The sequence below is a fragment of the Moorena sp. SIO2C4 genome (assembly GCF_010672485.1).
In the GTDB taxonomy this organism is placed as follows: Bacteria; Cyanobacteriota; Cyanobacteriia; order Cyanobacteriales; family Coleofasciculaceae; genus Moorena; species Moorena producens.
Genome location: NZ_JAAHGN010000947.1, coordinates 1 through 3,009 on the forward strand (window position 1 = coordinate 1; position 3,009 = coordinate 3,009).

General features: G+C 46.1%; 5 protein-coding genes. 1 reads left to right on the forward strand and 4 read right to left on the reverse strand.

Annotated features, from left to right (window positions below):
* Both F6K20_RS31810 and F6K20_RS31815 read right to left on the reverse strand, forming a co-directional pair.
* Positions 1-188, reverse strand: a 188-nt coding sequence (locus F6K20_RS31810; protein ID WP_287297417.1) for a hypothetical protein, incomplete at its 3' end; no start/stop codon positions are given.
* Between the two features lie 6 nt (positions 189-194).
* Positions 195-1,187 (reverse strand): hypothetical protein, encoded by a 993-nt coding sequence (locus F6K20_RS31815; protein ID WP_008185998.1) that lies wholly within the window; start codon positions 1,185-1,187, stop codon positions 195-197.
* A 116-nt stretch (positions 1,188-1,303) separates the two neighbouring features.
* On the opposite strand from F6K20_RS31815, the gene F6K20_RS31820 reads away from it, so the two are divergent.
* A complete protein-coding gene (locus F6K20_RS31820) occupies positions 1,304-1,468 on the forward strand; it encodes a ribbon-helix-helix domain-containing protein (RefSeq protein ID WP_008185997.1) in 165 nt (54 codons plus the stop codon).
* Between the two features lie 334 nt (positions 1,469-1,802).
* Here the strand turns inward: F6K20_RS31820 and F6K20_RS31825 are convergent, their stop codons facing one another.
* Complete coding sequence (locus F6K20_RS31825; RefSeq protein WP_008185996.1) at positions 1,803-2,459, reverse strand: Uma2 family endonuclease; 657 nt, start codon at positions 2,457-2,459, stop codon at positions 1,803-1,805.
* A gap of 131 nt (positions 2,460-2,590) precedes the next feature.
* Complete coding sequence (locus F6K20_RS31830) at positions 2,591-2,812, reverse strand: hypothetical protein (protein WP_131827088.1); 222 nt, start codon at positions 2,810-2,812, stop codon at positions 2,591-2,593.
* Between the last annotated feature and the right edge of the window lie 197 nt (positions 2,813-3,009).

The following is a 3,009-nucleotide window of genomic DNA, read 5'->3' on the forward strand; positions in this document are numbered from 1 at the left end:
TTGGGGAGCCAGTGCGGTCTTGGGGGTTCCCCCCATGAGCAACTGGCGTGGTTTCCCCCACTCGCGCTTTGCATGGCTGACAGGGCAGTTAGGACATCGACATTAGTCTCACACCCTTTGTAAGCGCAAGAGTTTGACTTCTGACTTCTGACTTCTGACTTCTGACTTCTGCTATATCTGTTAGCCATTACCCATTACCCATCCCCAATTTGCTGTTGATGATCAGGACATAGCAAATTCCTAATTACCTGGGGAATCTCCTCAAAATGCTCCAAGAGAAAATCCATCAGGGCAAGATGGCGCAAATCAATTGGCTGGGGGCGGCGATAGTTGTGACCGCTGGAAAACCAGCGCTGAACGGTGGCAGTTGAGCGAGAGCAGATACTAGCGATTTGTTCGTAATTCACATCCCATTTATGATAGAATTGTCTAGGAGTCATACCCAGTTGGCAGTTGCTGTAGAGTTCAATTAGATCTTGCTCTCGTTGAGTTAGAGTCCGGGGAGGGGTTCTATATTGATCATCGAAACGGTATCTCCCAGAGGGAGTTCGTAGCACATTGGGGGATTTCAAATAATTTCTAGGGCCAAGAGCCTCAGTGCAAGTCCAAGAATAGGAATCTTGATAGTTGGTTGTTACCGTACGCTTAGGATGCCGAGGTTCAATGTCTTCTTCCCAAGCGGTGTCAGCAACGATCCAAGCTGCACTAGGGGAGTCTTTGTCAAGCCAGATCAGGTAGCAAATTGCCCATTGGCATTGATGCCTGGCGTAGGCGTAGAAGAATCCAATCACAACACCCCAGTCCATTTGACCGTTTAGAGGTCGCCACCTAATGGGTGAGCCTGTTTGATAACGGGGTGTTGCTTTAGGGTTCCAAGTAGCTGGGGGGTCTATTGATGGTGGCGCGATTTCTGTTTTAATGGGGTCAAACACTATATCTGATTCGACCTCGCGGATGGTATTTAAATAACTGGCTATCAGTTTTCCGGTCAGATTCTGAGTTAGGTGCTGGATGAGGACGGTAGCTAGAGTTTTTAGTTCTGGTTCTTCTATATCCATTGACTCTGCATTGAAGTCGGCATCGCCGTAGTGCTTCAAATGGGACAACAGTTGTGTGATGCCGAATTCGTCTAAGGCTTGCTGATAGGTAGGAGGCTGATCGCTTTTTTCTCTAACTGTTTCTACCATAGGAAACTTGCTGGTAATTACATCAATATTATACTTTTATGTATCAAAAAATACATTTTAAGTACAAATCAGGTAAATTTTGACATCAAATAACAGTTGAACTTATAATAGAGATTATGAGCAAACGTATACAAGTAACCTTACCAGACCGGATTGCAGACGATTTACAGCGATGGGCTGATTACGATGGACGCCCTCTATCGAACCTTGCTGCTTACCTTCTAGAACGTGCTGTTACCGAGGCAAAGAAAGAAGATGTTGAATGGGACAAAGAGTCTTGATCTCCACCAACGGTTGATTACGCCATGAGCCAGAGCGCGCTAATCGTGCTTTATCTTAATAACTAGTATGGCTCTTGTAATCTAAGCTAGAAATATCAGCTTGTAGGGTGGGCAAAAACAGTTTGTTTTTTTGAGTATTCTAGATTAGATTACTTGGCCCACCCTACTTTAATGGGGATTTTTTTTAGACGCAAGTCCCTAATCTAAGCTAGAAATCTCAGTCTGTATAAATTCCAGGATAAGTTTAGGTTGCAACGCCTTAATAATCCTCATTAAGGCGTTGCTGAATACTCTATTCAGCAATGCCTTAAAAGCAAATACTTAAGCCGCAACGTTAATCTTCTGGTAGATTTTCCCTCACCCATTTACGCCAAGCTAAAATCATGGTAGTGTCATCCTGGGTTTCTGCCTGCTGCAAAAACTGATTGATAATCTCTACAGAGAGAATCTCAAAGGTGAAATTGTCCTGACAACGAACATATTCTCCATTTTGCAGCCGGTAAATTTCTACAGTTTGTCCTATATAACGCCAAACTTCAGGCACTCCTATCTGCTTGTAAATCCCAAATCGCCGACTGGATGAACTGGTAATATCGACTTCAATCACCAAGTCTGGTGGAGGATCATTGGCTAAATCTACTGTCCTGCCTTGAATACAGTCAACATTGCCGATGTAGTAGCAAGAGTCAGGTTCTGCACCATGCTCTAAATCCTCCCGATTCAGGGTTGTAGAAGCAAACCCTTTGACCCGAAGATTAAGTTCTTCGGTTAAGGTATTCACCATCCGTTCTAGCAGCTGCTTGTATGTCTCATGGCGATCTGAGGGCATCGTGATTTCTAGCATTCCTTGAGCATAGGCAAGACGCGAGGCTCGATGATCTCCTAAGTCTGCCAATAGCGCCTTGTACGTCTGCCAACTGACGTTTTGTAAGACAATTCTCTGGGTAGTTTTGACAGGTGAATCCTCATCTGAACTAAAAGTACTGGCCATTGATGCAGTGATTGTTGTGAAAATGCGATTGGCCGTAGGCCACGCGGGGCGCGTTCGCACAAATCCTTAACAGCAATGCAGCGCCGACCTGTAGGGGTTTCTCCGATTCGCGACTGCATTAAGACAGCAACTTAATCCAATTGGTCTAGATTAATACCTAACTCACGCAGTCGCGCCGCCAAACGTTCTGCTCGTTGCTTAGCTTGTGCCAACTCCTCGCTTGCTAGAGGAATCAAATTCCCCTTAAGGGTTATCCAGCGTAACCATAATCGAGGGATATCGCGAAAACTGCCACGCCACAAACCTAAACTTAATCCCAACTCCGGCATCAGTAACCTGCCCTGATTTAGCACTGCGGGTTTGTAGTGATCACCAACCAGATCAAACCCTTGTAACTTGTTGGTGTAGCGATGCAGAGGTGCGACCCGTGGCGAATTAAATTACGGGTCAAGGGCACCTAAGCGGTCTTGGGGAGGCAGCGCGGTCTTGGGGAGGCAGCGCCTTCATGCGGGGGTTTCCCCCATGAGCGACTGCCGTGGTCCCCCCGGAA